Here is a 24,714-nt window from a genome sequence, read left to right as displayed (position 1 = left end):
CGATCAGCGCAGCGTCAAATCAAAGAAAAAAACAATAACAAAGGCGACAGGAAAAACCGACAACATCCCGTCGGCACGATCCAGAAACCCGCCATGCCCCGGTATCAGATTGCTGCTGTCCTTGACATCAAAATGGCGCTTCAATGCCGATTCTGCCAGATCGCCGATCTGGGCCACAATCGCCAGCACGGCACTGGCAACAGCAATGATGATGATATTGGGGCCATCCGCCACAAAAACCGTAATACCACCGACCAAGGCCGCACAAAACATTCCGCCAAACAAACCCGCCCAAGTTTTTTTCGGGCTGAAACGCGGGGCCAGTTTGGGTCCACCAATCGCCCGGCCAAAGGCATAGGCACCGGTATCCGTGGCCCAAACAACAAGAAACAGCCACATAATCAGCAAAAGGCCGTCATCATGATGGCCGCGCAACCACTGGGCGGCCAGTGCCGCGACCGACACATAGACAATCCCGATCACCACCAGCTTGCGTTCAGTCCCCGTCATCGCCAACACGATAAGGGTCGCTACAATCACCGGAACAAATATCAGAATCTCAGCAGATACCCATTGCATCACCATTGCAACAGCCAGCCCCAGCGACGCAATCCCGGCAAGAATACCGGCCCGTAATGGGGCACACATCCTCAACCATTCCCAAAGCATGCCAATCGAAAAAACCAAAAGCAGCAATTCATAAAAGGGAGAGCCAAACCATACCGCAGCAATCGCGATTGGCGTCATCACCAGTGCGGACCCGATGCGAAGGCCCAGACCGGATTTCAGGGGTTTTCCGGCCTCAGACGACTGCACCGAAACGCCGCTCCCTTCCGGCATAGTTTTCAATGGCTTTTTCCAGGTGCGAACGATCAAAATCCGGCCACAAAACCTCGTCAAAAATGAATTCGGCATAGGCACATTGCCACAGCAGAAAATTGCTGATCCGCTGTTCACCGCTACTCCGAATCAAAAGATCCGGGTCCGGCATTCCGGCCGTCGCCAAATGCTGTTCAATCACCGCCTCGTTGACATCGGCGGGATCAAGCACACCATCGCGCACCTTCAGGGCAATTGCCCGCATTGCTTCGGTTATTTCAGCACGCGCACCATAACTGAGCGCGATTGTCAGGTTCAGGCGTGTATTGTTGGCTGTGCGGTGTTCGGAGTCATCGAGCAATCGCCGAATATCTTCCTCAAACCGCGACCGGTCACCAATCACTTTGATCCGCACCCCGTTTTTATGCAGGGTCGACAATTCACGTTTCAGGAAAATCCGCAAAAGCCCCATCAGATCGCTGACTTCGCTTTGCGGACGTTTCCAGTTTTCCGTCGAGAAACCATAAAGCGTCAGATATTCGATCCCGATATCTGCCGCAGCCTCGACAACACGGCGCACCGCCTCGACACCGGCCCGGTGCCCGAAGCTGCGCGGCTTGCCACGCAACGACGCCCAGCGCCCGTTGCCATCCATAATGATGGCAACATGACGCGGCACAGGGCTAGTCTCTGAAAATCCGGGATATGGGGCCAGTGCGGTCATGATCAGACTTGCATGATTTCCTGTTCTTTATGCGCAAGCGACTTGTCGATATCCTCGATCACCTTGTCGGTAATTTTCTGGATTTCTTTTTCTTCGGAATGCAACTCATCTTGGGAAATGACGCTGTCTTTTTCCCATTTTTTCAGTTGATCCATACCGTCGCGACGCACATTGCGAACTGAAATCTTGGCCTGCTCGGCATATTTTCCGGCAACCTTGGTCAGTTCGCTACGGCGTTCTTCGTTCAGGGCCGGGATCGGAACGCGAACAAGAGTCCCGTCAGCGGCCGGGTTCAGGCCAAGACCCGCATCGCGGATCGCCTTTTCAACCGATTTGACCATCGACTTGTCCCAAACCTGAACCGACAACATGCGGGATTCGGGAACACTGACCGAGGCCACCTGATTAAGCGGAACCTGCGAGCCATAAGCATCAACCATCACCGGTTCCAAAAGGCTTACACTGGCACGCCCGGTGCGTAACCCGGTAAACTCCTTGTGCAAAACTTCAACAGCACCTTCCATACGTCGGGAAAGGTCTTTTTTAAGGCCAGCAACTTCAGACACCGTCAGTCTCCATTCGAAATAATTGTGAATTTACCTCTGGCACAAACGACATCGGCAAATGCGCCGGGATTATGCAAAGAAAACACAATCACAGGAATATCATTTTCGCGTGCCAAAGAAATAGCCGAAGCATCCATGACACGCAAATCTTTAGCCAACACTTCCATATAGGTTAGCGAATCATAACGTACCGCATCCGGGTCAAGTTTGGGATCGGCGGTATAAACACCATCCACTTGCGTTCCCTTGAGAAGCGCATCACAGCCCATTTCAACAGCACGCAAGGCGGCGGCCGTATCGGTGGTAAAAAACGGATTGCCGGTCCCAGCAGCAAAAATCACCACCCGACCCTTTTCCATATGCCGCACAGCCCGTCTGCGGATATAGGGTTCGCACACTGATGACATCGGGATCGCTGATTGCACACGAGTCTGAACGCCATGACGTTCCAGCGCGTTCTGCACAGCCAGCGCATTCATAATGGTCGCCAGCATGCCCATATAGTCGGCCGTGGCGCGTTCCATGCCTTGCGCGGCCCCCTTGACGCCGCGGAAAATATTTCCGCCGCCAATCACCATGCAAATCTCGGCACCCATCTCATGGACGGTTTTGATCTCGCTGGCGATCCGGTCTACCGTTTCAGGGTCAAGGCCATATTGCTGTTTGCCCAGCAACCCCTCACCCGACAGTTTCAACAGGACACGACGGAACTTTAGCTGGCCGTTTTCTGTCATACCAGGATGCCTCTCAAGCTGATTTTAGTGTTGCGGTCCGGCATTCAAGCAGGATGCAGATATGAAAAAACCGGCGGGCACAGGGGCGACAAGCACCGCATCGACCCGCCGGTCAGGATCATACACGAATTGGCACAGGACGCACCAATTCGATCCAGTATCTTTATTTTTTAAGCTGTTCTGCGACTTCGGCAGCGAAGTCTTTTTCTTCTTTCTCGATACCATCACCGAGTTCAAAGCGCAGGAAGCCTTTCAGGGTGATCGGGGAGCCCGCAGATTTTGCAGCCGCTTCGATCACATCCTTAACCTTGCTTTCGCCGTCAATCACGTAGGTCTGTTCAAGCAGAACGACCTGTTCGTAATATTTGCGAATGCGGCCTTCGATCATCTTTTCGATGATTTCCATCGGACGCCCCGATTCCTTGGCCTGTTCGGTCAGAACGGACTTTTCACGTTCGACCAGTTCAGGATCAAGATCGTCAACGCTGGTTGAAGCCGGATTGGTAGCAGCAACATGCATGGCAATCTGTTTGCCCAGACCTTCAAGAACAGCCGCATCAGCAGCCGATTCAAGCGCAACCAAAACACCGATCTTGCCAAGGCTCGGCGCGATTGCCGAATGGATATAGGCCGCAACAACACCCTGCTGGACCGAAATCGCAGCCGAACGACGCAAATTCATGTTTTCGCCGATTTTGGCGATCATGTGCGTAACCTGTTCTTCGACATTGCGTTCGGTACCCGGGAAAGATGCCGCTTTCAGCTTGTCGATATCGCCACCGGCGGCAACCGCCAGATTGGCAACTTCACGAACAAATTGCTGGAAATCGTCGTTGCGCGAAACGAAATCGGTTTCGGCATTCAGTTCGACAACAGCCGCCGAGGTTCCGCTGACGGCAACACCGACCAGACCTTCGGCGGCAACGCGACCTGCTTTCTTGGCAGCAGCGGCAAGACCCTTGGTACGCAGCCAGTCAACAGCAGCTTCAAGTTCGCCATTGGTTTCGGTAAGCGCCTTTTTGCAATCCATCATGCCAGCGCCGGTGGTTTCACGAAGCTCTTTAACCAGAGCAGCGGTAATAGCCATTTTTCAAAGCCCCTATTACGCGATCAGGTGATTACCTAAAGAAACGGCGGCATGATGTGCCGCCGTTTCATCAGGCACAAAATGAAATTTATGCGGAAGCAGATGCTTCTTCAGCCGCTTCGACAGCAGCAGCCGCTTCAACCGGAACGTCTTCGGACGCGCCAATATCGGCACCCGAAGCCGTCATTTCCTGCTGGATACCATCCAGAACCGCACCGACAAACAGGTCGCAATACAGCTGGATCGAACGGATTGCATCGTCATTGCCCGGAATCGGGTACTGAACATTTGCGGGGTCCGAATTGGTGTCCAGAATGGCGACAACCGGAATGTGCAGGTTTTTGGCTTCGTTAATTGCAATCGCTTCTTTGTTGGTGTCGATCACAACGATAATGTCCGGCAGACCGCCCATATCCTTGATCCCGCCCAGCGCGCGTTCAAGCTTGTCGCGCGAACGGGTCAGGTTCAGAATTTCTTTTTTGGTCAGGCCATCGGTGTTACCGGAAAGAATTTCTTCCTGTTCTTTCAGGCGCTTGATCGAACCGGAAACAGTGTTCCAGTTGGTCAGCATGCCGCCCAGCCAACGATGGTTGACATAATACTGGCCACACCGTTTTGCAGATTCGGCCACAACCGACGACGCCTGACGCTTGGTACCAACAAACAGAACGCGACCACCACCGGCGACAACGTCGCGCACAGCCTGCATCGCAGCATGCAGCATCGGTACGGTGTCTTGCAGATTGAGGATGTGAATATCGTTACGGGCACCAAAGATGTATTGCTTCATCTTCGGGTTCCAGCGGCGGGTATGGTGACCAAAGTGGACGCCAGCTTCCATGAGCTGACGCATCGTAAAGGTTGGCAATGCCATGATAAATCCTTACCTTTTTCCGGTTTAATCCTCCGCGAGAGGGAATTTCATACACCATGTATGAAACACCGGATGGACGAGAAGTCAGCAAAGACTTTTCGCCACGCTCCCGCGTGCGATGTTCGGGGCGGGTTTTAGCCCTCTCCCCGGCAGAATGCAAGCGTTAAGTCGTCCCGCCCGGATCAGATCAGGGTAATCTTCAGATGGTTTAAATTTCTTCGGCAAATTCAACACCGGGAATCGCCCCGATGACCCCGATCAGGGACGGACCAACCTTGAAGGTATCACCCAGTTCGATTTCCGCAATACGTCCGTCCGGACAAACCGACGAAATATTGACCAACCCTCGCCCCTTGCCGGTTTTCGCCAACATTTCGCTGATCTCGGATAAGGGATCAGGTTTGGATAATCTGATCCGCATGCCTTCGGCTGCCCCGGAAACCGCATTTTCAAGGTCTTCGACCTTTTGGCCCTGAATTCGCAACTGTCCGTCACGGGTTTCGGCCACCACCACCAACAATAACGGTTTGCCGCTAGTGATCAGTTCCTTGTATGCCGCCCACGCCTCGGCCCAGAACGCAACTTCAAACGCGCCGGTGGCATCGGAAAACTGCACAAAGGCAAACTTTGATCCGTTTTTCTGCGAAATCCGTTCCCGTGCACTGATCAACGTCCCCGCCAGCTTGATCGATCCGGCATTATGCGCGCGCATCCGGGCGGGCAGTTCCTTATAGGTTGCGACGCCAATACGCTGCAAACTTTTGCCAAAAGTATCAAGCGGATGGGCCGACAGGTAAAAGCCGACGGCGGCAAATTCCTCGGCCAGTTTTTCCATCGGTACCCAGTCGCGGTCTTCGGGCAGAACGATTGCATCTTTTTCAAAGCCAACATCGCTGCCAAACATGCTGATCTGGTCATCATTGCGGGCATGCATTTCGCGTTGCGCCACGGCAAGGATTTTATCGGTATGTTCAAACATCACCTTGCGATTGCCATGCAGGCAATCAAGCGCCCCGGCCTTGACCAGATTTTCCAGCGACCGTTTGTTTAACGCCCGGCTGTCAATGCGCGAGGCAAAATCGGTCAGGTCGCGGAATTTGCCATTCGCCTCGCGTTCCACCACCAGACTTGCCATCGCCGCATCGCCGACATTGCGGATCGCAGCAAGCGCATAACGGATTTTGCCAACGCCATCGACATTTTCAACCGTAAAGGCCACTCCAGAATGATTGACATCCGGCGGCAGGATTTCAATCCCCAGACGGTCGATTTCCTGTTTGAAAATTGCCAGTTTGTCGGTGTTGTGCATATCAAGGGTCATCAGGGCGGCCATGAATTCGACCGGATAATTCGCCTTCAGATAGGCCGTTTGATACGCCACCAGCGCATAGGCCGCCGCGTGGGATTTGTTAAAGCCATAAGACGCAAATTTGGCAACCTGATCGAAAATATCCGACGCCTGCCCGCGATCCACACCGTTCTTTTCGGCGCCATCGACAAACAGCGAACGCTGCATTTCCATTTCCTCGGCAATTTTCTTGCCCATCGCCCGGCGCAGCAAATCCGCCCCCCCCAGGGAATAACCGGCCATAATCTGGGCCAGCTCCATCACCTGCTCCTGATAAATCATGATCCCGTAGGTTTCCTGAAGGATCGGCTGAAGCATCGGGTGCATGTAATCGGGTTTTTCAGTGCCGTGTTTGCGGGCAATATAATGCGGAATATTGTCCATCGGCCCCGGACGATACAGGGCGACCACAGCGATAATGTCTTCCAGTGTGTCAGGTTTCAGGCCGCGCAACACATCCTGCATCCCCTGGGATTCAAGCTGAAACACCCCGACGGTTTCCGCCGCCGACAACAGCTTGAACGCCGGTCGGTCGTCAAAGGGAATGGCCGTGATGTCAAAATTGGGCTGAACATCGCTTCGTTGCGACATCAATTTGACGGCTTCGATAATCACCGTCAGGGTTTTCAGGCCCAAAAAGTCGAATTTCACCAGTCCGGCATTTTCAACATATTTCATGTTGAACTGGGTGACGGGCATATCCGAACGCGGATCGCGATACAGCGGAACCAGTTCATCCAGATCACGGTCACCAATCACCACACCGGCGGCGTGGGTTGATGAATTGCGATACAGACCTTCGATCTGCATGGCGATGTTCAAAAGCCGGTCAATATCCGGGTCTTCACGCGCAATGCGGCGCAAATCCGGCTCCATGCCAATTGCTTCTTTCAACGGGATCGGCTTGGCCGGGTCGCCGGGGATCATCTTGCAAATACGATCCACATAGCCATACGGAATGCTCAGAACCCGCCCGACATCGCGCACCGCCGCCTTGGCCTGCAATTTACCGAATGTGATGATCTGGGCGACGCGGTTATAGCCGTATTTCTTTTGGACATATTCAATAACTTCGCCGCGCCGATCCTGACAGAAATCGACGTCGAAGTCCGGCATCGACACACGTTCCGGATTCAGAAACCGTTCAAACAGCAAGGAAAACCGCAACGGGTCCAAATCGGTAATCAGCAAGGAATAGGCCACCAGCGACCCTGCACCGGACCCACGGCCCGGACCGACCGGAATATTATGTTCCTTGGCCCACTGGATAAAATCGGCAACGATCAGGAAGTAACCCGGAAACCCCATCTGATTGATGACGTTCAACTCGAAATCCAGCCGGTCATAATAGGGTTTGGCGGTTTCCTGTTTTTTCTCGTCCGACATATCGGCGGTGAAAACATATTTCTCCAACCGCCCTTTCAGGCCTTCCAGCGATTTGATGCGTAATTCATCGACTTCGGTGCGGCCTTCGCCGCAATCAAAGGGCGGCAAAATCGGATCGATTTTCTCAACATGCCAGGCGCAACGTTGTGCAATCACCTGCGTATTGTCGCAAGCCTCGGGAATATCGGCAAACAGGGCGCGCATTTCCGCCGCCGTTTTAAAACGGTGATCGCGGGTTAACCGGCGACGATCATCCTGACTGACAACCGCCCCCTGCCCGATACACAGAAACACATCATGCGCCTCATACATTTCCACCTTGGGGAAAAAACAGTCATTGGTCGCCACCAGTGGAATATTTTGCGCATAGGCCAGATCAATCAGCCCTGGCTCCACCTGATCCTCCAGCGGCAAGCCATGCCGCTGCAATTCGATATAAAGCCGGTCTCCATAAATATCGGCGAGTTGTTTCAGGCAGGCTTCAGCCTTGTCCTTTTGATCATCAGCCAGCATCCGCGCCAGCGGCCCGGACGGCCCGCCGGTCAGGCAAATTACGCCTTCATTATGTTCTTGCAGATGTGCAAACAGCGCCTTGGGCTCGTTCCCGGCCTCGGTCGTCATATGGGCGCGCGAAATCACCTTGAGCAGGTTGAAATATCCCACCCGGTTTTGTGCCAGCAGGACAATCTGATCAGGGTCAGCTTCGCGGGACAGTTTGCCAATGACAACGTCCTCGCCAAAGCGTTGCAACCCCAATTGAACACCCAGAATCGGCTGGATACCGGCTCCGGTTGCTGCGCCAGCAAAGTCCAGTGCGCCAAACATATTGTTGCTGTCGGTCATGGCAACCGCCGGCTGGCCGTCGGCGGCACATAATTTCGTCAGTTCTTTCGTCGTGATCGCACCTTCGGCAAGCGAATAGTTGGTGTGAACACGAAGATGGACGAAACCGTTTTCCATCGCAGACTTACCCCCGGTACAAAATACAACATCCGCACGGTGGCTCGTGATGGAACCGCCGCAACCAGCCTGTCAGGCTAGAAAATTTTCCGGCTTCAGGAAAGCGTTTCGCGATCCATTTCGACCAGATGCCCGTCGCGCAATGTCACCACCCGGTCCATCTGTTTGGCCAGTTCGGGATTATGCGTGGCAATCAGCGCGGCCAGACCGGTTTCCCGCACCAGTGTCACCAACATACCAAACACATTGGCCGCCGTTTGCGGGTCCAAATTGCCGGTCGGCTCATCGGCCAGCAACACATCAGGCACATTGGCCAGCGCCCGCGCAATCGCCACACGCTGCTGTTCTCCACCCGAAAGACGCGCAGGACGATGCTCTGCCCGTGCCTCAAGTCCCAGACAGCGCAAAAGCTCCCGCGCCCGGACCTCCGCTTCCTTGCGGCTCAGTCCACTGATCATTTGCGGGATAATGACATTTTCCAGCGCCGAAAATTCCGGCAACAAATGATGGTACTGATACACAAAACCCACATGATTGCGGCGCATGCCGGTGCGTGCCAGATCAGAAAGATCAGTGCTGCGTTTTTCGCCAATCGCCACCGAGCCGCTATCGGGTTTTTCCAAAAGCCCGGCAATCTGAAGCAAAGTCGATTTCCCCGCCCCCGACGGCCCGACAAGGGCGACGATCTCGCCCTGATGAATTGTCAGGTCCACTTCCTTGAGGATTTCAAGTTTCTCCGGTCCTTGCGAAAAGGACCGGACAACTTTTTCAAGTTTCAGAACCGGTTTTTTCACCAGATCATTCATAACGAAGAGCCTCCACCGGATCGAGGCGTGAAGCACGCCATGCCGGATAGATCGTCGCAAGGAAAGACAGGGTCAGCGCCATGACACAAACCATAACCACCTCGCCAACATCCATGTCGGCAGGCAATTGCGACAGGAAATAAATCTCGGCGCTAAACAAATCGGTGCCGGTCAGACTTTGGATAAACTGTCGGATATTTTCGATATTCAGGCAGAACAGGACCCCCAGTATCAGGCCGCTGAGCGTACCGAGAACACCAATCGACGCACCCGACAAAAAGAAAATCTTCATGACCGAGGATCGTGTCGCCCCCATCGTGCGCAAGATGGCAATATCGCGCCCCTTATCCTTGACCAGCATCACCATACCCGAAATGATATTAAATGCTGCAACCAGAATAATCAGCGTCAAAATCAAAAACATTACATTACGCTCAACTTGCAACGCATTAAAGAAACTGGAATTTGATTGCTGCCAATCCACCAGACGCAGGCTTTCGCCCGACAGGTTGCGCAACAGGTCATTCATGCTGGATGCAAGTTCTGACGGCTTTTCAAGCATCACTTCAAAATGCGTGATTTTTTCCGGCAGCCGGAAATAAGTCTGCGCGGCCTCAAGCGGCATGAAAATAAAGCCGGAATCATATTCATACATGCCAATGTCAAACAGCCCGACAATCCGGTAGGCCCGCATTCTGGGGACGGTGCCAAAGGCGGTTACATTGCCCTTGGGCGAAATCAGATTAACCGTGTCGCCCACACCAACGCCCAGCTTCATCGCCAAGCGTGCGCCCATCAGAATGCTGTCATCGCCGGTAAAATCATCAAGACTGCCAAACACGATATTATCGGCAATAGTGGCGCGCCCGGCAATATCACTTGCCCGCATGCCACGCACAATCGCACCGGATGCCCGATTGTCTTTGGTGGCCATCACCTGGCCCTCCACCACCGGCGTCACCAGCGTGATATTGCCGGTTTCCCGGATTTTCCGTTCGATGTCCTCATAATCGGGTAAGCCATCGGGGGATTGCGCATAAACAGAAATATGGCCGTTCAGCCCCAAAATGCGGCCCAGTAATTCCGCCCGGAACCCGTTCATCACCGACATGACAATGATCAGGGTCGCCACACCCAGCATGATTCCAAGCAGCGAAAAGATCGCAATGACGGAAACAAAACCTTCCTCCCGACGGGGACGCAGATAGCGGAATGCCACCATACGTTCGAACGGACTGAACATGCGCAAATGATCCTTGTGGAGAGTGTTTCGGAAATCGACCAAAAATCAGGCCGGGGCAGCATCGCCGCCCCGGCCCGTCATTATCAGGCGCTGATCTGGTTCAGGGCCGCTTCAAATGTCACCTCAACCCGCTCGCCACTGCGGCGGTTTTTCAGTTCGACAATACCGTTAGCCAAGCCTTTCGGGCCAATCACGATCTGCCATGGCAAACCGATCAGGTCCATGTCGGCAAATTTCCCGCCTGCCCGCATATCGCGGTCATCATACAAAACCTCGATCCCGGCGGCTTGCAACTTGCCATATGCATCTTCACAGGCCGCGTCACAGGCATCATCACCTGTGCGCAGATTGATCAGGCCAACCTTGTAAGGTGCAACCGCATCGGGCCAGATGATACCGTTTTCATCATGCGATGCCTCGATCAGGGCACCGACAAGACGCGAAACCCCAATGCCATAAGACCCCATCATCACCGGGACTTCCTTGCCATCAGGGCCCAGAACATTGGCGCCCATCGGTTCGGAATATTTGGCCCCGAAATGGAAAATATGACCGACTTCAATGCCGCGGGTGGCAATCATGTCATCGCCCGATACCGGGCACGTCGCCGGATCGTGTTTTTCTTCGGTCGCGGCATAATCTTCCAGTGTCGTCTGAACCCAGTTTTCCAGCCCGGTGCGATCATTCAGATCAACCCCCTTGCCGGTCAGATCCTTGTCCAGCCATTTGCGGTCACAAAACACTTCACTTTCGCCCGTTTCGGCCAGAATGATGAATTCATGGCTCAGATCGCCGCCAATCGGGCCGGTATCGGCCACCATCGGGATGGCTTTCACCCCCAGACGCGAAAATGTCCGGCAATAGGCCAGAAACATTTTATTATAGGCGTGGCGTGCACTTTCATAATCCACGTCAAAGGAATAGGCATCCTTCATCAGAAATTCACGACCGCGCATCACGCCAAAACGTGGGCGGATCTCGTCGCGGAATTTCCACTGGATATGATACAAAAGCTGCGGCAATTGTTTGTAAGATCGGACATCCTTGCGGAAAATGTCGGTGATCACTTCTTCGTTGGTCGGACCAAACAGCATATTGCGGTCATGGCGATCAGTAATGCGCAGCATTTCCAAGCCATAATCCTCATAACGACCGCTTTCCTGCCACAACTCGGCGGGCTGGATCGTCGGCATCAGAAGTTCGTTACAGCCAATGGCGTTCTGTTCCTCGCGCACGATCTGTTCGATCTTTTTCAAAACGCGATAACCCAGCGGCAACCAGGAATAAATCCCGGCCGAAAGTTGCCGGACCATCCCGGCGCGCAGCATCAAACGGTGGGAGACGATCTGGGCTTCTGCCGGGGTCTCTTTAAGGGTCGGCAAAAAGAACTGGGAAAGACGCATCAAAGCCTCGTGATCATGCAATCGGGAAAAGGAGCAACACCATAAACGTTGCCCGGAACATGCGACAGCGAAAACCGAAAGGCAAGCCGGAACTTCCCCGCAGCACCCTATAAACATGCCAAAAGCAATTTCATCCATTCCCGCAGAAAATGGCGAAATTGCGCCTGGATGTGAGCCTAGCGGAACCCGGCAGCCTTGCAGGCCGCAATCAAATCATCCTTGCCCGCATCATCGCCCAGCGGAGTATTGTTGAAATAAACCCGCCCGTTGCGAAAACTGATGCGCCCCAGTGTCGCCTCGCCGCCAATTCCTGTCGGGGCCGCGATTCCGGCATTTTCAAAAAAATCGACCGTCACCGGAAATTCAATCTCGCGGGGCACATCAATCACCGATTGCCCGGTTCCGCCATCGGCGGGAACAACCGGGCGGCCATGCACATCCACACCGGGTTTATAAGCGACATCATCGTCGGGAACATGACTGACCAGTGCCTCGCAGGCAGCCCGTGTGACGGTAACCGTTGGTTGGGAATTTTCCAGCGCAGAATTCGGAGAATCCGCACCCTGCGCTACAGCAGTTTGCCCGGCCAATGCAGTGATCAAGATCACGATACAACCCGTTACAATAACATTTCGAGACATCAGGAATAATGATCTCATCTGAACAATCCTTTGCGAAAGGGCTGATAACCGGCAGTTACTGCACCGCAGCATCGAAACACTTGTGAAATATGGTCAAAACATCTTGCATAATTGTGAAAGCTATGGCTTTTTAAGCAACACAAAACGACGTAAGATCGTTTTAAAGACGCACCGCAGCCGCTCATAATCTTGCGGGAGGCTTTTTACCAAAAAAGCAATAAGAAGCTGGCGCGACGTCGGAATACAACCTGTGCCACGTGCCCAGGTCTAGGAGGAATAAGAAAGATAACGGGAAAACAGCTAAAAATAGCTAATTGGGCAAGATCTTCGGATCTTGCTTTTTTTTGTCTGAACCCCGACCGTTATCAGGCCGGGGGCCGCACTTCGATGATCCCGCTGGTGATAACGGCATAGGCAACGCCCCATAACACGACCGATATCAATGAGGTCGCCAGAATTTTCTTCCACATATGGGGCTTTTCCGGGGCGCCACTGGCATGGCCATGTCCAATTTTGGCCGGACGATTAACACCAAACGGCAAGACCATGAACAAAACCAGCCACCAAATCACGATATAAACAAGGATGGCGGAAAACCAGTTCATGGCAACACTCTTGAACATTGAAAACAAATGATCCGCCGAACATAGAAACACCCGCCCGACATGGCAAGGGCGGGTGTGATAATTTGGATCACGGAATCGGGATGATAATCAAACCTGTTCAAGTTCGATCAGGGTGCCGTTGAAATCCTTGGGATGTAAAAACAGTACCGGTTTGCCATGCGCCCCGATTTTTGGCTCTCCATTGCCCAATATCCGCGCTCCGTCCTTGCACAGGCTGTCGCGGGCGGCCAGAATGTCATCCACTTCGTAACAGACATGGTGAATGCCGCCCACACTGTTTTTATCCAGAAACCCCTGAATCGGCGAATGATCACCCATCGGATAAAGCAGTTCGATCTTGGTATTGGGCAATTCGATGAAAACCACCGTCACCCCGTGATCGGGTTCATCCTGCGGTTCGGTAACCTTTGCGCCCAGAACATCGCGATACAGCCGAATGGCCTCGGTCAGATCGGGAACGGCAATCGCCACATGGTTCAATCGTCCAATCATTGATTTGCTCCTGCACTGAAACCGGTCCGCCGGGCAGCAAGACGGACCTTATCCGCCCTGCCCCGCACGGCAAAGTGCGTCATTGGTCGAACATGCGCCTCAGGCGCTTTCCTGGACCCTCATCAAATGCACTTCAATCAACGGGCGCTTGCCCAGTTTTTGGCGAATGGGGCGACGCATGCTTTGCCGGATCGCCAAAATAACCGCTGCATCATCAAGGACTTCGTCATCATCAAGCTGATCGACACGATTGCCGATTTCAGCGGCAAAAAGATCCAGCCGCACATCATCGCCCGGTTCGTCAAACAGGCTGGGGGCGGTGATTTTCGGTTCACCGACCATTTCCCCGAACTGGTTGAGGACAACGGAAACAAACACCACCCCGTTCCAGACAATACGGTTTCGATTGCGGAAGGTTTCCGAATCCCGGCTTAACAACCGCCCACCATCCAGGCACAAAATCCCCGCCCCCGCATCGCCAATGATCCCGGCATTGCCCGGTTCAAGACGAATAATCGTGCCATCATGTGGCACGACGCTTTCAGGGACCAGGCATTGTTCGGCAAGGGCGGCCTGCGCCCTTAAATGACGGGGTTCACCATGCACCGGAATCAGAATTTTGGGTCGGGTCAACTGATACATCCGCGCCAGATCCTGCCGCCCCGGATGACCCGACACATGGATCGGTTCATCACGCGCCGTAATCACCTGAATGCCGCGCTTGATCAGGCGGTTCTGGATATGGCCAATCGCCTTTTCATTGCCCGGAATTTCTCGGGCCGAAAAAATCACCGTATCCCCGGCATCAAGTTGCACCGTCGGATGATCGCCATTGGCAATGCGCGACAGGGCCGCACGCGGTTCACCCTGCGACCCGGTACAAATCAGCAAAACCTGATCCTTGGGCACTTCCATCGAATCTTCATCGGACAGCAAGTTCGGATACCCGGTCAGATAGCCAACCTTGCGCGCTGCCTCGGTCACCCGTTTCAAGGATCGCCCGGCCAGGGCAACACAGCGACCGTTTTCATGGGCGGCCTCGATGATCGATTGCAGACGGGCGACATTGGTCGCAAAGCAGGCGATGGCAATACGTCCGGTCGGATATTTGGCAATCACCTCGACCAGATTCTTGGCAACTTCAGCTTCGGATCCGGTAACGCCTTCGGAAAACACATTGGTCGAATCACAAATCAGGGCAATAACACCCTCATCGCCCAGTGCTTCAAGCTTTTTGACATCCGCGGCTTCGCCAATTTGCGGGTCGGGGTCAAATTTCCAGTCGCCTGTATGCACCACCAACCCCTTGGGTGTCCGGATCGCCAGCGCATTGGGTTCCAGAATCGAATGGGTCATGGTGATCATTTCGATATCAAACGGGCCAAGGCTAAAACGCCCGCCCAGTTCAATCTCGTGAATCGGCACCTGATCGGCAAAATCGGTTTCGGTCAGTTTCGCCCGCAGAAATTCGGCGGCAAACGGTGTTGCATAGATCGGGCAGCGAAACCGCTTCCACATATAGGGAACCGCCCCCAGATGGTCTTCATGGGCATGAGTCAGAACCAGCCCCAACAAGCCGTCCTTGCGGTCTTCGATAAAGGTCGGGTCAGGCATGACGACATCGACACCCGGCAGGCCATCCTCGCCAAACGACACCCCCATATCGACCATCAACCACTGGTCATTATAACCATAGAGGTTGAGATTCATGCCAATCTCGCCGGAGCCACCAAGCGGTACAAACAGCAATTCGTCTTTGGGCAAATACAGATCCACGGGTTTTACCTTTGTTCTGTGTGTCAGCACGCCAAGGGATAATGGCGCGGCTTATTCGGACGGGGCCGTATTGCGACGATAAATCATCAATAGCCCCAGCATGGTCAGATCGCCATGCAAATGCTGAATTTCATCAACCGCCTTCGTAAACAGCGGTGCAAGGCCACCGGTGGCGACAACTTTCATATCGGAAACACCCTGCTGGGCCTTGATCCGGGCGATCAGCCCCTCGATCATCGAGACATAACCCCAGAAAACCCCGGATTGCATCGCCTCGACCGTATTTTTGCCAATCACATTGCGCGGAGCTTCGACCGCCACCATCGGCAATTGCGCCGCCGCCATATGCAGGGCTTTAATCGACAAATTCACCCCCGGCGCAATGATGCCGCCCAGATAGTTTCCCTCGCCGTCAATCACATCGAATGTAGTCGCCGTGCCAAAATCCAGCACCACCAGCGGCCCGCCAAACAGCTTATGCGCGGCAACTGCATTGACCAGACGGTCCGAACCGACTTCGCTGGGCCGATCCATGATGATTTTCATGTCCAGTTCAACACCCGGATCACCAATCACCATTGGTTCGACATTAAAATAATGTCGGCACAAGGTTTTCAGGCTGAATTCCGCCGCCGGAACCACAGTGGCAATGATGGCACCGGTAATCGCATCTCTGGGCACATCGGCCAGCGTGAACAAATGGTGCAGCCAGACACCCAATTCATCCGCGGTACGTTCCACCGTTGTTGAACAACGCCATTGTCCCTTGACGGTATCGCCGTCAAACACGGCAAAAACAATATTGGTATTCCCCGCATCTATCGCCAGCAGCATGATGGTCCCTTTGTCGTCGGTATGGCTGTTGTTATTTAGGACCGGAAAAAAACTTCGCCAGCACCAATAAAATGATCCTGCCCTGTACTGTCTCTTAGAAGAAGCGCACCATCGTCATCAAGACCGACAAAAGTACCTTCTTGCGTCCTGTCGGACAATCGTGCAGTTACCGCCTCGCCCAGACCATGCGCCCGCGCCAGCCACACTGCCCGGACCGGGGCAAACCCCTGTTGCTGCCAGATATCAAGCCAATGCGCCATCCGCGCCATATAGGCTTCAACAAGGTCGCGAACAGATACCGGTGCGCCAAGCGATGCCAGCGAAGTCGCCGGACTTTCGGAATCTTCAGGATGAAAGGCAATATTGACCCCGGTGCCGATCACCAGATAATCGGTATCCGATCCCCGGGAAGAGGTGCTTTCAAGCAAAATACCCGAAAGTTTGCGCCCATGTACCAGCAAATCATTGGGCCATTTGCACGCGGGCTGCACCCGGTTGGCAGTCACCTGATCAATGGCTTCGGCCATCGCAATGGCGGCCAAAAATGTCAGGCGGGCACTTTCATTCAACGGCCGTTCCGGCCGCAGTAAAAGCGAACAATACAAATTGCCCGCAGGCGACGACCAGACACGTCCACGACGCCCCCGCCCCGATTGTTGCTGCCTTGCCCAGACAAGGGCACCGTTTCCGGTGCCCTTGTCGGCAAGGCGTTTCGCTTCTTCATTCGTATTGTCAACGACATCCAGATAGAAAAGATCATATCCATCCGGAAGCCGGACCACCGGCACCGGTGCCGTCATCCTAATTTCCGAACAACGCCGCAGCCGCAACAGCAGCACTGTCGGTCAACGGGTTGGGGAAAAAGACAAAGGCCAGCATAACGATGGTGGCAACGGCCATGATGACATTCATCTCGGTGCCATTGCGGTCGAAATCCTCGACCGGTTCGTCGAAATACATCACCTTGATGATCCGCAGATAGTAATAGGCACTGACAACAGACGTCACCAGACCAATCACCGCCAGCGTAATCAAACCGGAATCAACGGCGGCCTTGAAAACATAGAACTTGCCAAAGAACCCCGCCAACGGCGGAATACCTGCCATCGAAAACATCAGGATCGCAGTAACCGCCGCCATCATCGGTTTTGTTTTGGCCAGACCGGACAGATCGACAATATCTTCGACCATGCGTTCATTACGGCGCATGCACAGAATGACGGCGAATGTACCGATATTCATCACCAGATAAATACCAAGATACACCAGAATAGCCTGAACACCGTCCTGCGTCCCTGCGGCAAGGCCGACAAGGGCAAAGCCGACATGGCCGATCGATGAATAGGCCATCAGGCGTTTGATATTTTCCTGACGCAGGGCGGCAAAGGCACCAACCAGCATCGACAGGATCGAAATCAGGACAATGATCTGCTGCCAGTCTGCGACAACACCGGCAAACGGTCCCATCGCAACACGTACAAACAGTGCCAGACCGGCAATTTTCGGAGCAACGGCAAAGAAAGCCGTCACCGGGGTCGGTGCCCCTTCATAAACGTCCGGGGTCCACATATGGAACGGCACCGCCGATACCTTGAAACACAAACCGGCAAACATGAAGGCCAGACCAACCAGCGTCCCAACCGACAACGACCCTTCGGCCATAACGCCCGCCAGAACCGCGAAATTGGTAGTGCCGGTAAAGCCATAAACCATCGACATACCATACAGCAGCATGCCCGATGCAATCGAACCCAGAACGAAATATTTCAACCCCGATTCCGTGGCACGCACGGTATCACGGCGGATCGCCGCAACGACATACAGTGCCAGACTTTGCAGTTCCAGCCCCAGATACAGTGACAGCATATCGGTGGCCGATACCATCGCCATCATACCAACCGTCGCCAGCGTGATCAGGATCGGAAATTCAAACCGCGCCATGCGTTCACGCTCGGCATACCGGATCGACATGATAATACCCAGCGCCGAACCGGTCAGGATCAGAACCTTGCAAAACTGCGCAAACGGATCGGCCACGAACTGGCCGAAAAAGGCCGGGCCACCCTGCCCCATAATGACCAGAAAGGCCGTCACCAGCATGGCAACAACAGCCGCCCACGATACCGTTCGGAACGCCTTGTCCTTGCCGGCGAAAACGCCAAACATCAACAGGGCAAGTGCGGCAACAGCCAGAAACATTTCGGGCAAAGCCGCCCAGAGATTGAGCATAGTATCTCCCATGATCATTCCCCTCAATTCGCCGCCAGCTGGGCGGCCTGTGCCGCCGCAGCCTGTGCTGTTTCAACCTGGTTGACAAGGTTTTCAACCGACACATGCAGGACATCAAGGAACGGGACCGGATAAACACCCATCCAAATCACCACAATCACCAACGGCGCAAAGATCAGCCATTCCCGCGGGTTCATATCCAGAATGTTTTTAAGGTTTTCCTTCGTCAGGGCCCCGAAAACAATCCGGCGATAAAGGTACAGCGCATAGGCCGCCCCAAGGATCAGACCGGTCGCGGCAAAAAATGCCACCCAGGTATTCGCCTCGAACGCCCCCAACAGAACCAGAACCTCGCCGACAAAGCCGCCTGTACCGGGCAACCCGACCGATGCCATGGTAAAAAACATGAAAATCACGGCATAGCCGGGCATCCGGTGAACCAGACCGCCATAAGCATCAATCTCGCGGGTATGCATGCGGTCATAAACCACACCAACACACAGGAACAATGCCCCGGACACGACCCCGTGGCTCAGCATCTGAAAGATCGACCCTTCGATACCATGCTGGTTAAAGGTAAAAGCCCCGATCGTCACAAAACCCATATGGGCGATGGAAGAATAGGCAATCAGCTTTTTCATGTCCGACTGCACCAGCGCAACCAGCGAGGTATAGATCACCGCAATAATCGACAGGGTAAAGATCAGCGGTGCAAAGGTTTCAGATGCCAGCGGCATCATCGGCAACGAGAACCGCAGGAAACCATACCCCCCCATCTTCAACAGCACACCGGCCAGAATGACCGACCCGGCGGTCGGTGCTTCAACGTGGGCATCAGGCAACCAGGTATGAACCGGCCACATCGGCACCTTGACGGCAAAGGATGCAAAGAATGCCAGCCACAACCACAATTGCATATTATAGCCGAAATCATGGGCCATCAGGCTGGGGATATCGGTGGTACCGGCATCGAAATACATTGCCAGCAACGCCACCAGCATCAGGACCGATCCCAGCAGGGTATAAAGGAACAGTTTGAACGCGGCATAAACGCGGCGCTGTCCGCCCCACACCCCGATGATGATAAACATCGGGATCAGGACACCTTCAAAGAAGATGTAAAACAGCATCGCATCAAGCGCCGAAAACATGCCGATCATCATCGTTTCCAAGATCAGGAAAGCGATCATGTATTCCTTTACACGTTTTTCGATGGCTTCCCATGCCGACAGGATACAAATCGGTGTCAGGAATGTTGCCAGAATGACAAACAGCATCGAAATGCCGTCCACCCCCATGTGATAGGAGATGTTCAGGCCCGGCATCCAGGCTGCTTTTTCAACAAACTGGAAATCGGCGGTGCTATTATCGAAATTCACCCATAGCATCAGGGATGCCAAAAAGGTAAATCCCGATGTCCATAACGCAACCCAGCGCGCGTTGCGGGCGACATTCGCCTCTTCGCCACGGATCAACAGGACAAAAACAGCCCCGACCAGCGGCAGAAAGGTGATGATCGAAAGAATTGGCCAATCACTCATCGCCCGTTAACCCATCTTGTAAATCGTGAATGTCACCAGAACCGCAATGCCAATCAGCATCGCAAAAGCGTAATGGTAGACAAAACCGGTCTGCATCGAACTGACCCGACGGGCGATATTGCGACATGCCGCAGCAACCCCGTCCGGACCGACGCCATCAATCAGCGCACCGTCACCCGATTTCCAGAAACCCCGGCCCAGATAAAAGGCCGGTTTGACGAAAATCGCGTGATAGAGTTCATCGAAATACCACTTGTTGAACACAAAGCGATACAAACCATTGAAACTGTTCGCCAGCGTACGTGGCAGGGACGGCACCAACTTGTACATCACAACCGCGATGATAAAGCCGGTCAGCATGGCAACAAACGGTGCCAGCTTGACCCACCCCGGAACATGATGTGCATGTTCCAGCGCCTGATGACCTTCGGCCATGAACAGCGCACCATTCCAAAATGCCAGCATTTCCTCGTAATCGCCGCCGCCAAACCAGTCCTTGGCGAACCACCCGGCGAAAATCGCGCCAATCGCCAGAATAACCAGCGGCACCGTCATCACAGCCGGGCTTTCATGGACATGGGCCATGGTCCGTTCATCGGCACGCGGAGCCCCGAAGAAGGTCATGAAAATCAAACGCCAGCTATAGAAAGACGTCATCAATGCCGCCAGAATACCCGCCCAGAATGCATAGGTTCCGACCGGCGTATGGGCCGCAAATGCGCTTTCCAGAACCAGATCCTTGGAATAAAAGCCCGCAAAGAACGGAACCCCGGTAATCGCCAAAGTCCCGATCATCATGACAGCAAAGGTCAGCGGCACCATTTTATAGATACCACCCATCTTGCGCATATCCTGTTCATCAGACATGGCATGGATGACAGAACCGGCCCCAAGGAACAGCAACGCCTTGAAGAAACCATGCGTCATCAGGTGGAACACACCGGCACTATAGGCAGACACGCCGCAGGCAAAGAACATATAGCCCAGCTGCGAACAGGTCGAATAGGCGATCACTCGTTTGATATCGTTTTGCAAACAGCCAATGGTCGCCGCAAAAAACGCCGTCGAGGCCCCGACAATTGTAACAATCGCCAGCGTGGTTTCGGCATATTCAAAGATCGGCGACAGACGCGCCACCATAAACACACCGGCCGTCACCATGGTGGCGGCGTGAATCAGGGCAGAAACCGGGGTCGGACCTTCCATCGCATCAGGCAACCAGGTGTGAAGACCCAACTGGGCCGACTTGCCCATCGCCCCGATAAACAGCAGGAAACAGGTGATCTCAAGCGCCGAGAACTCCATACCAAGGAACATCAACGTGCTTCCGGCGACTTCTTCGGCATTGGCGAAAATCACGTCGAATTCCACACTGCCAAACAGCACGTAAACCGCAAAAATGCCAAGGGCAAAGCCAAAGTCACCCACACGGTTGACCAGAAACGCCTTGATAGCCGCAGCCGACGCCGACGGTTTGGAATACCAGAACCCGATCAGAAGATAGGACGCCAGCCCCACCCCTTCCCAGCCAAAAAACAACTGGATCAGGTTGTCTGCCGTTACCAGCATCAGCATGGCAAAGGTAAACAGGCTGAGATACGCCATGAAACGCGGCTTGTCAGGATCATGCGACATATAACCGATGGAATAGACATGTACCATCGACGACACGCCCGTCACAACAATCAGCATCACACAGGTCAGGGTATCAAACCGCAACGACCATTTGACCAGAAAATCACCTGAACTGATCCAGGTAAACAGCTCCACCGTTACCGGATTGCCATTCAGCGCGACTTCGACAAACGCCAAAATCGACAACAGCGCGGCCACCAGAACCGAACCGGTTGTGATCAATTGCGCAAGGCGTTCCAGTGGAGAAATACCGTGATGATGCCCGTGCCCGTCATGAGATGACGGGTGCGATACCGATTTCATTGCCCCGGCAAGGGTAATGATCCCGGCAATCAGGGACGCAATCAGGGGAAGGAATACGATCAAAGCATACATATTGTGCCTTACCCCTTCATCATGTTGATGTCTTCAACCGCGATGGTGCCACGGTTGCGGAAATAGACCACCAGAATCGCCAGACCGATGGCGGCTTCGGCCGCAGCAACCGTCAGGACAAAAATGGTAAAGACCTGGCCGACGAGATCACCCAGAAAGGCAGAAAACGCCACGAAATTGATATTGACCGCCAGCAGCATCAGTTCAATCGACATCATGATGATGATGACGTTCTTGCGGTTCATAAAGATACCGAAGATGCCAAGCGTAAACAGGATTGCCGCAACGGTCAGATAATGTGCAAGACCAATATCCATCAGATCCCCCTACCGACCGGTACTTTTTTGACTTCAAGGGTATCGGCGCGGGTGCGCCGGACCTGCTCGGAAATATTCTGGCGGCGCACACCTTCACGGTGACGCAGAGTCAGGACAATCGCCCCGATCATCGCCACCAGCAGAACCAGACCGGATGCCTGGAACACATAGACGTAATCGGTGTAAATCAGATTGCCCAGCGCCTCGATATTATTGATACCGTCCGGTGTCGGTTTGCCAAGGGCGGCAACCTTCTCATCCGTCAAGGCCCAGGTCGCACCGACGAATGCCAGTTCCACAAACAGGGCGACCGCCACCAGAATACCAATTGGCAAATAGTTCAGAAAACCTTCGCGCATTTCGGTAAAATTGATGTCGAGCATCATGACGACAAACAAGAACAGCACCGCGACGGCGCCGACATAGACAACCACCAGCAGCATCGCAAGAAATTCAGCGCCTAGCAGAACAAAAAGCCCCGCCGCGTTGAAAAATGTCAAAATCAGCCACAACACCGAATGAACCGGGTTGCGCACGGTCACCACCAATGTCGCGGCAATCACCGCGATTGAGGCAAACAGGTAAAAAGCCAAAGCCTGTACGACCATAAGGTACCCCCTTGGCGAGTCATTTCCGTCCCTTTGGCAGGAAAATGACCCAAAACTCTCTTTTCTCGATCAGACGCGACACTTACCGGTAAGGTGCGTCTGCCTCCAATCGTGCGGCAAGCTCGGCTTCCCAACGCTCGCCATTCGCCAGAAGCTTGTCTTTGTCATACAAAAGCTCCTCGCGGTTTTCGGTTGCGAACTCAAAGTTCGGACCTTCGACAATCGCATCCACCGGGCAGGCTTCCTCGCAAAAACCGCAATAGATGCATTTCGTCATATCGATATCGTATCGTGTGGTGCGGCGCGATCCGTCGGTGCGCGGCTCCACTTCGATGGTGATGGCCTGCGCCGGGCAAATTGCTTCGCACAATTTGCAGGCAATACAGCGTTCTTCACCGTTCGGGTAACGGCGCAACGCATGTTCACCGCGAAAACGCGGGCTGAGCGGACCTTTTTCGTACGGGTAGTTCAGCGTCACCTTCGGTTTGAACATATACCGAAATGTGAGCCACATGCCCGACACCAGTTCCGCCAGAAGAAAGCTCCGGGCTGTCCGGTCTATAAATGACATCGTTTACCTCTCTCTTTCCCGATGCCGGCGGTCAGGCCGGGACCTTGTCGAAAACAACCAGGAACGTGGCGACCAGCATGACCCATGCGAAAGACAGCGGCAGGAAAATCTTCCAGCCCAGACGCATCAGTTGGTCATAGCGATAACGCGGGAAAGTGGCACGTACCCAGAGGAAAATAAACAGAACCAGACAAATCTTGATGATGAACCAGATCGCACCCGGGATAAATTCAAGGAACGGCAGCGGTGACGTCCATCCCCCAAGGAACAGAACGGCGCACAGGCCGCTCATCAGGATCATGTTGGCGTATTCACCAAGGAAGAACAGCGCAAAGGTCATTGCCGAATAATCGACGTTATACCCCGACACCAGTTCGGCTTCGGCTTCGGGAAGGTCAAACGGCGCACGGTTGGTTTCGGCAAGGATCGAAACGATAAAAATCACAAACATCGGGAAATGATAGACGAAATTCCATTCCCAGAAACCGCCGCCCTGCCCGCGCACAATATCGCTCAGATTAAGCGACCCGGTCGTCAGCAGAACCGAAATAATGATCAGACCAATCGAGATTTCATAGGAAATCATCTGTGCGCCCGACCGCAGCGACCCCAAAAACGCATATTTGGAGTTCGACGACCAACCCGCCATCACGATCCCGTAAACCCCAAGCGATGAAATCGCAAAAAGATACAGAACCCCGACATTGAGATCGGCCAGAACCATTCCCTCATCAAACGGGATAACCGCCCAGGCGATCAGCGACAGAATGAATGTCAGCATCGGCGCAATGATAAAAACGCCCTTGTTGGCACTGGTCGGAATGACCGTTTCTTTCAAAAACAGCTTCAGACCATCCGCCAGCGGCTGCAACAGCCCGAAAGGCCCGACAACGTTCGGCCCCTTGCGCAGTTGCATCGCGCCGATAACCTTGCGTTCCGCATAGGTCAGATAGGCGACACCAACCAGCAACGGCAGAACAATCGCCAGAATCTTGACGACGATCCAAACTGCCGGCTGAATATATCCGTCCCAAAGAAGTTCCATCGGTCAAACCGTATCTTTTGCGTTTCGTCCCAAAATCGGGACACCCCCTTGCGAGACGGGCGACGGCTTTTGCC

At 53.9% G+C, this 24,714-nt stretch carries 23 protein-coding genes; all 23 read right to left on the bottom strand.

The window, feature by feature from the left end; translation table 11 throughout:
• Nucleotides 1-3: 3 nt before the first annotated feature.
• The 23 genes from Q8O73_RS06670 to nuoH all read right to left on the bottom strand — a co-directional run bounded on the left by Q8O73_RS06670 (nucleotide 4) and on the right by nuoH (nucleotide 24,640).
• Entirely contained in the window at nucleotides 4-840 is an 837-nt protein-coding gene (locus tag Q8O73_RS06670) for a phosphatidate cytidylyltransferase (RefSeq protein ID WP_305557914.1), read from the bottom strand.
• The gene (locus Q8O73_RS06665; protein WP_305556683.1) at nucleotides 803-1,543 is read right to left on the bottom strand and encodes an isoprenyl transferase; all 741 of its coding nucleotides are present in this window, start codon (nucleotides 1,541-1,543) and stop codon (nucleotides 803-805) included. The genes Q8O73_RS06670 and Q8O73_RS06665 overlap by 38 nt, the downstream gene beginning before the upstream one ends.
• A 2-nt stretch (nucleotides 1,544-1,545) precedes the next feature.
• Nucleotides 1,546-2,067, bottom strand: coding sequence for a ribosome recycling factor (gene frr / locus Q8O73_RS06660; RefSeq protein ID WP_305557913.1), 522 nt, complete (start codon nucleotides 2,065-2,067; stop codon nucleotides 1,546-1,548).
• A 44-nt stretch (nucleotides 2,068-2,111) separates the two neighbouring features.
• Nucleotides 2,112-2,843, bottom strand: a complete 732-nt coding sequence (pyrH, locus tag Q8O73_RS06655) for a UMP kinase (protein ID WP_305556680.1) — start codon at nucleotides 2,841-2,843, stop codon at nucleotides 2,112-2,114.
• Between the two features lie 163 nt (nucleotides 2,844-3,006).
• Nucleotides 3,007-3,930 (bottom strand): translation elongation factor Ts, encoded by a 924-nt coding sequence (gene tsf, locus Q8O73_RS06650; RefSeq protein ID WP_305556677.1) that lies wholly within the window; start codon nucleotides 3,928-3,930, stop codon nucleotides 3,007-3,009.
• Nucleotides 3,931-4,018: 88 nt separating this feature from the next.
• Nucleotides 4,019-4,804, bottom strand: a complete 786-nt coding sequence (gene rpsB / locus Q8O73_RS06645; protein WP_305556675.1) for a 30S ribosomal protein S2 — start codon at nucleotides 4,802-4,804, stop codon at nucleotides 4,019-4,021.
• A 208-nt stretch (nucleotides 4,805-5,012) separates the two neighbouring features.
• Nucleotides 5,013-8,498: a DNA polymerase III subunit alpha gene (gene dnaE, locus Q8O73_RS06640; protein ID WP_305556673.1), complete on the bottom strand. Its 3,486-nt coding sequence runs from the start codon at nucleotides 8,496-8,498 to the stop codon at nucleotides 5,013-5,015.
• Nucleotides 8,499-8,593: 95 nt separating this feature from the next.
• Nucleotides 8,594-9,304 (bottom strand): ABC transporter ATP-binding protein, encoded by a 711-nt coding sequence (locus tag Q8O73_RS06635; RefSeq protein WP_305556670.1) that lies wholly within the window; start codon nucleotides 9,302-9,304, stop codon nucleotides 8,594-8,596.
• A complete protein-coding gene (locus Q8O73_RS06630) occupies nucleotides 9,297-10,547 on the bottom strand; it encodes a lipoprotein-releasing ABC transporter permease subunit (RefSeq protein WP_305556668.1) in 1,251 nt (416 codons plus the stop codon). Before Q8O73_RS06630 ends, Q8O73_RS06635 begins: the two co-directional genes overlap by 8 nt.
• An 83-nt stretch (nucleotides 10,548-10,630) precedes the next feature.
• On the bottom strand, nucleotides 10,631-11,950 hold the full coding sequence (proS, locus tag Q8O73_RS06625) for a proline--tRNA ligase (RefSeq protein ID WP_305556666.1): 1,320 nt from the start codon (nucleotides 11,948-11,950) through the stop codon (nucleotides 10,631-10,633).
• A 176-nt stretch (nucleotides 11,951-12,126) separates the two neighbouring features.
• Nucleotides 12,127-12,558 (bottom strand): hypothetical protein, encoded by a 432-nt coding sequence (locus Q8O73_RS06620; protein WP_305556664.1) that lies wholly within the window; start codon nucleotides 12,556-12,558, stop codon nucleotides 12,127-12,129.
• Between the two features lie 398 nt (nucleotides 12,559-12,956).
• On the bottom strand, nucleotides 12,957-13,196 hold the full coding sequence (locus Q8O73_RS06615) for a DUF1467 family protein (RefSeq protein ID WP_305556662.1): 240 nt from the start codon (nucleotides 13,194-13,196) through the stop codon (nucleotides 12,957-12,959).
• A 108-nt stretch (nucleotides 13,197-13,304) separates the two neighbouring features.
• Nucleotides 13,305-13,709 (bottom strand): methylmalonyl-CoA epimerase, encoded by a 405-nt coding sequence (gene mce / locus Q8O73_RS06610; protein ID WP_305556660.1) that lies wholly within the window; start codon nucleotides 13,707-13,709, stop codon nucleotides 13,305-13,307.
• Between the two features lie 99 nt (nucleotides 13,710-13,808).
• Complete coding sequence (locus Q8O73_RS06605; RefSeq protein ID WP_305556658.1) at nucleotides 13,809-15,485, bottom strand: ribonuclease J; 1,677 nt, start codon at nucleotides 15,483-15,485, stop codon at nucleotides 13,809-13,811.
• Between the two features lie 51 nt (nucleotides 15,486-15,536).
• The gene (locus Q8O73_RS06600; RefSeq protein WP_305556655.1) at nucleotides 15,537-16,319 is read right to left on the bottom strand and encodes a type III pantothenate kinase; all 783 of its coding nucleotides are present in this window, start codon (nucleotides 16,317-16,319) and stop codon (nucleotides 15,537-15,539) included.
• Between the two features lie 35 nt (nucleotides 16,320-16,354).
• On the bottom strand, nucleotides 16,355-17,119 hold the full coding sequence (locus Q8O73_RS06595) for a biotin--[acetyl-CoA-carboxylase] ligase (protein WP_305556652.1): 765 nt from the start codon (nucleotides 17,117-17,119) through the stop codon (nucleotides 16,355-16,357).
• A gap of 1 nt (nucleotide 17,120) precedes the next feature.
• Nucleotides 17,121-18,560 carry an NADH-quinone oxidoreductase subunit NuoN gene (gene nuoN, locus Q8O73_RS06590; protein ID WP_305556649.1) on the bottom strand — a complete coding sequence of 480 codons (1,440 nt, stop codon included), beginning with the start codon at nucleotides 18,558-18,560 and terminating at the stop codon, nucleotides 17,121-17,123.
• Between the two features lie 11 nt (nucleotides 18,561-18,571).
• Nucleotides 18,572-20,089 carry an NADH-quinone oxidoreductase subunit M gene (locus Q8O73_RS06585; RefSeq protein ID WP_305556647.1) on the bottom strand — a complete coding sequence of 506 codons (1,518 nt, stop codon included), beginning with the start codon at nucleotides 20,087-20,089 and terminating at the stop codon, nucleotides 18,572-18,574.
• Between the two features lie 6 nt (nucleotides 20,090-20,095).
• Nucleotides 20,096-22,099: an NADH-quinone oxidoreductase subunit L gene (nuoL, locus tag Q8O73_RS06580; protein WP_305556644.1), complete on the bottom strand. Its 2,004-nt coding sequence runs from the start codon at nucleotides 22,097-22,099 to the stop codon at nucleotides 20,096-20,098.
• An 8-nt stretch (nucleotides 22,100-22,107) separates the two neighbouring features.
• The gene (gene nuoK, locus Q8O73_RS06575; RefSeq protein ID WP_305556642.1) at nucleotides 22,108-22,416 is read right to left on the bottom strand and encodes an NADH-quinone oxidoreductase subunit NuoK; all 309 of its coding nucleotides are present in this window, start codon (nucleotides 22,414-22,416) and stop codon (nucleotides 22,108-22,110) included.
• Nucleotides 22,416-23,024, bottom strand: a complete 609-nt coding sequence (locus Q8O73_RS06570) for an NADH-quinone oxidoreductase subunit J (protein WP_305556640.1) — start codon at nucleotides 23,022-23,024, stop codon at nucleotides 22,416-22,418. Before Q8O73_RS06570 ends, nuoK begins: the two co-directional genes overlap by 1 nt.
• Before the next feature lie 82 nt (nucleotides 23,025-23,106).
• Nucleotides 23,107-23,595 carry an NADH-quinone oxidoreductase subunit NuoI gene (gene nuoI / locus Q8O73_RS06565; RefSeq protein ID WP_305556638.1) on the bottom strand — a complete coding sequence of 163 codons (489 nt, stop codon included), beginning with the start codon at nucleotides 23,593-23,595 and terminating at the stop codon, nucleotides 23,107-23,109.
• A 31-nt stretch (nucleotides 23,596-23,626) separates the two neighbouring features.
• Complete coding sequence (nuoH, locus tag Q8O73_RS06560) at nucleotides 23,627-24,640, bottom strand: NADH-quinone oxidoreductase subunit NuoH (RefSeq protein ID WP_305556636.1); 1,014 nt, start codon at nucleotides 24,638-24,640, stop codon at nucleotides 23,627-23,629.
• Between the last annotated feature and the right edge of the window lie 74 nt (nucleotides 24,641-24,714).

The organism is Thalassospira sp. (assembly GCF_030690045.1).
Lineage (GTDB): Bacteria > Pseudomonadota > Alphaproteobacteria > Rhodospirillales > Thalassospiraceae > Thalassospira.
This window is presented reverse-complemented; position numbering and strand designations above follow the sequence as displayed.